Origin of the sequence: Tolypothrix bouteillei VB521301 (assembly GCF_000760695.4) — a bacterium.
GTDB classification, from domain to species: Bacteria; Cyanobacteriota; Cyanobacteriia; order Cyanobacteriales; family Nostocaceae; genus Scytonema; species Scytonema bouteillei_A.
Genome location: NZ_JHEG04000001.1, coordinates 521,615 through 528,989, shown reverse-complemented (window position 1 = coordinate 528,989; position 7,375 = coordinate 521,615). Strand labels below are relative to the sequence as shown.

3 protein-coding genes are annotated in these 7,375 nt (G+C 45.6%); all 3 read right to left on the bottom strand.

Annotation, left to right across the window (positions count from 1 at the left end; translation table 11 throughout):
• Nucleotides 1-17 precede the first annotated feature (17 nt).
• The 3 genes from HC643_RS02070 to HC643_RS02060 all read right to left on the bottom strand — a co-directional run bounded on the left by HC643_RS02070 (nucleotide 18) and on the right by HC643_RS02060 (nucleotide 7,134).
• Nucleotides 18-4,865 carry an SDR family NAD(P)-dependent oxidoreductase gene (locus HC643_RS02070; RefSeq protein ID WP_038071983.1) on the bottom strand — a complete coding sequence of 1,616 codons (4,848 nt, stop codon included), beginning with the start codon at nucleotides 4,863-4,865 and terminating at the stop codon, nucleotides 18-20.
• A gap of 45 nt (nucleotides 4,866-4,910) precedes the next feature.
• Nucleotides 4,911-5,225, bottom strand: a complete 315-nt coding sequence (locus HC643_RS41145) for an acyl carrier protein (protein ID WP_038072000.1) — start codon at nucleotides 5,223-5,225, stop codon at nucleotides 4,911-4,913.
• Between the two features lie 100 nt (nucleotides 5,226-5,325).
• Nucleotides 5,326-7,134 (bottom strand): fatty acyl-AMP ligase, encoded by a 1,809-nt coding sequence (locus HC643_RS02060; RefSeq protein ID WP_038071981.1) that lies wholly within the window; start codon nucleotides 7,132-7,134, stop codon nucleotides 5,326-5,328.
• Nucleotides 7,135-7,375 lie beyond the last annotated feature (241 nt).

Genomic DNA, 7,375 nt, shown 5'->3' with positions numbered 1-7,375 from the left:
ATCAACAGAAAATCTCCTTATCTATACGCTTCAAATTCTTGAGCTATTAAAGCCATAACCTCCCTTTCTGAAAGTTGTTTAATTTCTTCCAAAGAAGTAGTCAGTTCTTCTTGATTTTGTGGTAAATCCTGACTTGTCTGAGCAGAAATATCTAGAGAAAGAACATCTTGAGATAGGTATTGAGCAAGGGAATTGATGTTGGGATAGTTAAAGGCTAGAGTTGAGGGAAGGAATTGCCCTAAATGGTTTTGCAACTGGTTTTTTAGCTCAACTGCTATCAGAGAATCCATACCCATATCAAAGAAGTTTTGTTTTGGATCGGGCAATTCAGATGGTGGAAGCCCCAGAACCTTGGCGACTTCTCCTTGAATGTGGGTCGTTAATAGGGAGAGGCGTTCGTTTGCCGCCGCCGCCTGTAATTTTTGTAGAATATCGGACTGCAGAGCCGATGACTGAGCAGTTTCTGCCCGGTCTTCTGTGTTAGCAAATTCAACAAGTAACGATGGCAGTTGACCGCTAACCCTTAATTGCTGTCTCAAAACCGACCAATCGATTGGTAATACCCCAATCTGTGAAGTCGCTTGTCCCAGAACTTGTTCTAGAACTTGCAATCCTTGCTCTGGAGCGATGCTCTTTAATCCCATCGCATTGGCAGCCTGGTAACGGTTTACCAAACCAGTTGCCATCCCCACATCAGCCCAAAGTCCCCAGTTGATGCTTAATCCCGGTAGTCCTTGGAATCGGCGATGATGAGCTAGGGCATCCATGAAACTGTTGGCAGCAACGTAATTCCCTTGACCGGGCGAGCCTAGTAATGAAGCTGCTGAAGAAAATAAAACAAAGAAGTCTAACGGCAGACCTTGGGTCAACGCGTGTAGATTCCATGCCCCTTTCACTTTTGGAGCCATCACTTTACTATAACGCTCCCAGGAGTGCTGTAGCAAGATGCCGTCATCTAAAACTCCAGCAGCATGAACAATTCCCCGCAGGGGTGACATTGATGTGTCGATCGCTTCAAGCAACTTCAGTACATCCGCTTCATCAGACACATCTGCTTGAGCAACGAAAACCTTGGCTCCAAGTTGTTCGAGTTGTCGGAGGATTGATTGCGCTTCATCTGAAGCTTTGCTGCGTCCAGTGAGTACCAATTGTCTTGCCCCCTGTGCCACCATCCAACGGGCTACTCTCAATCCCAAAGCCCCCAAACCTCCAGTAATTAGGTAAGTGCTATCTGAGCGGAGTGCCACTTGTTTGGATTCTGACAGTTGTTTGGGCACCAAGCGAGCGACATAGCGATTGCCGTTGCGAAAGGCGATATGGTCTTCCCCACAAGAATTCTCAATTTCTGCTAGCAGTTCTATTGCCTCATCACCAGTAAATTCTGGGGCTAAATCGAGCATTCCGCCCCACAGTTCGGGATGTTCTAGAGCCACGACTTTGCCCAATCCCCATAAAGAAGATTGCGCCACCCCAGGAAGTTCCGAACCGACTGGTACCGCTCCCCGTGTCACCAACCACAATTGGGGTAGGGGGGAAACTGATGCGGGAAAATCCCTATTCTTTTTAGTTTCCAGTTCTTTGATGAGAGCTTGTAGCAAATACAATACGCTACCAACACCAAGGGTCTGAGCTTGTTCTAGAGAGGAGATTGTCAGAGATGAAGCCGATTGTGCCTCTAAACTCCACAGGTGGATAATTCCTTGTAAAGGACGCTCTAGAGTTTCTAAAACTTCTTGGAAAAGACATTTAAAATCTGCTGGGCTAGAAGGGCTAATGCACCAAGTTCCGTCCTTTCTTAAATTACAGGTATTCCCCGGATGAACTAAAATACAGGTGTGACCTTGCGATCGCAAAAGTTTGGCCAGGTTTTGTCCCACACCCTCCAAGTCAGCAAAAATTAGCCAAGTACCGATTTTTTGAATTCCGCTTTTCTCTTGAGCCTTTACCTGAGGCGGCAACTGTTTCCACTCTACTTCGTAAAGCCAATCTTTAACAGATGCTGCTCCTAGCAACTGTCGGTCTTGTTTGACTAACAGTTCTAATAGCTTTGGCAACATTCTTAACTCGTCTTCTGAAAGTTCTCCTGTCTTTTCTAAATTTTGAACTATGTGTTGGGTATCTCCTTGGTTTAGGAGTTGCACGATGGGGCTTTGAATCTTGTCTTGGGATAAGTTGTCTGCTTGGGAACTATCGTTTGCGGCGCTCTCCACCCAATAGCGCTGTCGTTGGAAAGGATAAGTTGGTAATTGCAGACGACGACCGCAGTCCCAGTCAAAACCAGACCAATCTACCTCTGCTCCACGCACGTATAATTCCCCTAAACTCTGGAGTAATACCTGCCAATCTTCTTGCCCCGGACGCAACGAAGGCAACCAAACTCCTACCTTGTCTGGCAAACAGTTACGCCCCATCCCCAACAATGTTGGTTTTGGCCCTATCTCCACAAACACCTCGTATCCTTCCGCGTGAAGTGCTTTGAGACTTTTGGCAAATTGTACTGGGTAGCGCAAATGGCGACACCAGTAATCAGCTGATATCTCCTCCTGAGTGAGTGGCTCTCCTGTAAGATTGGAGATAATGGTTATGTCGGGAACACCATAGGTTATCCGATCGGCAACCTCCCGAAATTGAGCCAGTATCGGTTCCATCAGTGGTGAGTGGAAGGCGTGAGAGGTTTGTAGCTTTTTGGTCGGTATTCCTGCTGCTTCTAGGTCAGCACAAATTTCTTGGACTGCTTGTGATTGACCGGAAATTACCGTGTTTCCCCCTCCATTAAAAGCAGCAAATGAGACTCTTTTGTTATCAATCTCAGTAACAAAACGGATATATTTTTCATCAGCAAACACTGCTACCATTTCACCGCCGGTCGGTAGACTCTGCATCAGGCGGCTTCTGTTAGCAATCAGCTTTAAACCATCTTCCAAACTCAAGACTCCCGCTACAGTGGCGGCAACGTATTCCCCGACACTATGACCCATGACAGCATCAGGGTGAATTCCCCAGGATTGCCACAATTGTACCAATGCATACTCTATGGCAAATAAAGCGGGTTGAGTGTAAGCGGTTTGGTTAATTGGTGAAGTCTGACCTGGTTCCGGGTAAAGAACCGATAGCAAAGGCTTTTCCAGATAGGGACGCAAAATTTCATTGCAGCAATTGATGGCTGTGCGGAAGACGGGCGCAGTTTCGTAGAGTTGGCGTCCCATACCCACATATTGAGACCCCTGACCCGTGAAGAGAAAGGCTACTTTTGGTAAACTACTGCCCTGTCCCTTGAAGACTTGTGCTGATTCTTGTTTAGTGCAGAAGTTTGTTAGTTTTTCTCGCGCTTGTACACAAGAAGAAGCCATCACAGCAAGGCGGTGGTTAAAATGCGATCGCCCCGTATTGGCTGTATAGCAAACATCAAAAAGCGATACTTCAGGATGAGATGCAAAGAAATTTACATACTTTTGGGCCAGTTCCACAAGCGCCTTCTCACTTTTTGCCGAAAGCGTCAAAAGGTGCAGGGGGCATTCTGTGGATTTTGGATTTTGGATTTCAGATTTTGGATTCTTACCAGCATCGCTCAATCTAAAATCGATAGGTGCTTCTTCTAGAATGACGTGACAATTTGTACCCCCAAAGCCAAAGGCGCTGACCCCAGCCAAACGTTTTTCTGTACCAGCAACCCAAGGCTGGCATTCAGTAGGGATAGAAAAAGTTGTTCCTTTGAGGGAAATATAAGGATTTAACTGCACCAAATGTAGATTCGGTAGTATTTCCCCGTGTTGCAGTGAAAGTACCACTTTGATGAGCCCAGCAATTCCAGCCGCTGCTTCTAAATGACCAATATTGGTTTTAACCGAGCCAATCCAACAAGGTTGGTCTGGCTGACGATCCTTCATGAGCACAGCTTTTAAAGATTTAAATTCAATTGGATCTCCTAAAGAAGTGGCACTACCGTGAGCTTCAATGTAGCTAATTTGCGCTGGTGTCACTTCTGCATTTTTCAAAGCTTCACGGATGACCGCTTGTTGGGCAAGTGCATTGGGTGCTGTCAGTCCATTGCTCAGACCATCTTGGTTAATTGCTGAGCCTTTGACGATCGCCCGAATATTGTCTTTATCCCGAATTGCATCTTTTAGGAGTTTCAGAACGACTACACCGCAGCCCTCCCCCCGTACATAACCGTCAGCCTTAGCATCAAAAGTTTTACACCGACCGTCAGATGCCATCATCTGCGCTTGAGAAAAAGTTATGCCCATATCGGGGGACAAAATCAAGTTGACCCCTCCAACCAAGCACATACTGGACTCGCCACTCCGCAAACTTTGACAGGCAAAGTGGACTGCGACCAAGGACGAAGAGCAAGCAGTATCTATTGCGACACTTGGACCTCTTAAATCCAGCACGTAGGATATACGGTTAGCTGAAATGGAGGAAGCAGTACCCGTGCCGCTATATGCATTTATGCAGGAGGAATTTTGATAGAGAAGCCTGTGATAGTCAGCGTTGCAGATGCCAATAAAAACTCCAGTCTTGCTGCCAGCTAACTTTTGTGGTGCAATTCCCGCGTTTTCTAGAGCTTCCCAAGCCACCTCCAACAACAATCTTTGTTGGGGGTCTATTGGCTCTGCCTCACGAGGGGAAATGTTAAAGAAACTGGGTTCAAATCGATCTACCTGCTCCAAAAAGCCACCCCAACGGGTATTCATTTTTTCTGGAGTCGCTGGCTTTGGATCGTACAGGGCATCAACATCCCAACGCTCTTTTGGTACTTCAGTGATGGCATCGACTTTGTTATGCAAGATTTGCCAAAAGACTTCTGGGTTGTCAGCACTGGGAAAACGACAGCCAATACCGATAATTGCTATGGGTTCCATTTCCTTTACATATCATTACTAATGTGTCAGCCAACGAATTACGGCTTACACCTTGACTGCGACTTCCTCAAATAAATGCTGCGCCAGAGCCTTAATAGTTGGGTAATCGTAGAGTAGAGTAGGATCGATCTCGCATCCAAGCCACTTTTCTAAGTCACCAGTCAAACTGACTGCTGTCAAGGAATCCACACCATACTGCTCAAAAGGAATCGTGACATCAATCTGATTTGAGTTAATTTCCAGTTGTTCTGCTAAACGAGATACAAGCCAAGCTTGAATTTTTTTGACAGTTAGTAGCTCCTTTTGTGCATCCTTTTTAGGAGAAATCGTTAGATTCTCTTTGACTTCAACATTTAGCATTTCCATCGCTCGTGTCTCTACAGGTTTAACTAAAACGTTTTTTCACAGGGTGTTTGATAGATGTTTGACTTTTACAAACTTTGATGTGCTAACACAGATCTTATTGCTTGGAAGCTTGCAATTGTTGCAACAGTGATTCAATTTCAGTATGCAAATGCAAGAATTTCGTTTTGCTCTCTGGATTCTCACTCCAATCTTCCAAGACATTCAAACTTCCACGAAGGAACTCAGACCGACAGGTATTGCGCTGTATTTTACCACTGGAAGTTTTAGGGATACTCCCGGTCTTAACCAGTACGGTGGCATAAACCTGTAGACCGTGTTCCGCCGCTACAGCCTGATTAATACTTCCAACTACCTCATTCACATTGAGTTTTCTCAAATAATTACGCTCTACCTCTTGAACAACGACCAATCGCTCTTCACCCTTAACCTCGACTGTAAACACCGCTCCACAACCAGCGCGTAGTGCCGGATGGCTCTTTTCTACGGTCAGTTCAATGTCTTGAGGATAATGGTTTTGCCCTCGGATGATAATCATATCTTTGACACGCCCGGTGACGAATAGTTCGCCATCGTGCAAAAATCCCAAGTCCCCCGTCCGTAAAAAAGGTCCTTCTCCAGTATCTTGCAATTGTGCTCGAAACGTTTCCTCGGTCTGTTCTGGTCGATTCCAATAGCCTTGGGCAACGCTAGAACCAGATACCCAAATTTCACCCACCTCATTAGGTTTGCAGCGGGTCATAGTTTCCGGATGGGCAATAACAACCTTTAGATCCTCCAACGGTTGACCGCAACCAACTATTGTTTGAGTGAAATTGTCTTTTGTGCTGTCAGCTAAAACCACCTGATTTTTCTCTAGTGCTGCTTTTTGGACAGTTTGTAAGACGGGCGGAGCGCTTGCACAACCACCAGAAACAATTAAAGTCGTTTCCGCCATACCATAACATGGGTAAAATGCTTCGTGACGAAAGCCACAAGATGCAAAAGCCTCTGCAAATTTTTTCATTGTCTCGGCGCGGACTGGTTCGGCTCCGTTGAAAGCCACTTGCCAACTACTGAGGTCGAGAGTTGCCTTCTCTTCGGGAGTAATCTTGTGTACGCACAAGTCATAGGCAAAATTAGGTCCGCCACTGGTAGTAGCTTTGTAGTGGGAAATAGCCTGGAGCCAACGCAAAGGGCGTTGGAAAAAAGCCTCTGGAGACATGAGAATGCATGGAATACCCAAGTACAAAGGCTGAAGTAAATTCCCAATAAGACCCATGTCATGAAAAAGAGGCAACCAGCCAACGACAATAGATTGTGAATTCTGTTCAAATCCCTTCTGAATCAGCTGTTCGTTGTGCAGCACATTACCGTGACTGACCATCACTCCTTTTGGAGTTCCTGTAGAGCCAGAAGTGTACTGGAGAAAGGCTAGAGTATTGCTGGACAAAGCTGTTTCTTGCCATGATTCTGCTTGAGAGCGGTCGATGCTATCTGTAGCAAAACACTGCAAGTCGGCTAGTCCTTCATTCTCAGAAAAGCGACTCTTGATGTTACTTAATAAAGCCTCTGTTGTCAGTAACACCTGAGGCTGGGCATCCGCGACAATTGCCTCAAGCCGGGACATTTTTTGATTGCGTCTGGGTGGATAAGCTGGAACCGCCACCACTCCTGCATACAGACATCCGAAAAAGGCAGCAATAAATTCCAGCCCCGATGGATATAGCAGCAAGGCTCGTTGTCCGCTAGCTCCTATGCTCTGCAATTTTGCCGCGATCGCTCGTGACAGTCGGTCTAATTCTTCATAAGTTAGACTAGCTAATTCTGTGTCTGCATCTTTTATAAAGGTATAAGCTCTTTGGCTTTTCTGCTCTAAAGCTCTTTCCCTTAACACGTCTACTATAGTACAAAATTTCTGTAACATTGTTTCACTCTTGTAATTTATTTGACATTAAAAATTTAGTGGAGCCATATGGTAAATGCTCTTATTTAAGTAACAAGCTCTACACTCAATAGCGCTTGCTTAATACCAATTTTCTATGAAGCTGTACAAGATTTTTACCCCTCCTAACCCCTCCGCTCTTCGCGCATATGCCGCAAGCGGTGGAGTTCTTTTTATGCATCTTCATATGGAAACGGTACAAGACTGTAAACTAATGCAAAAC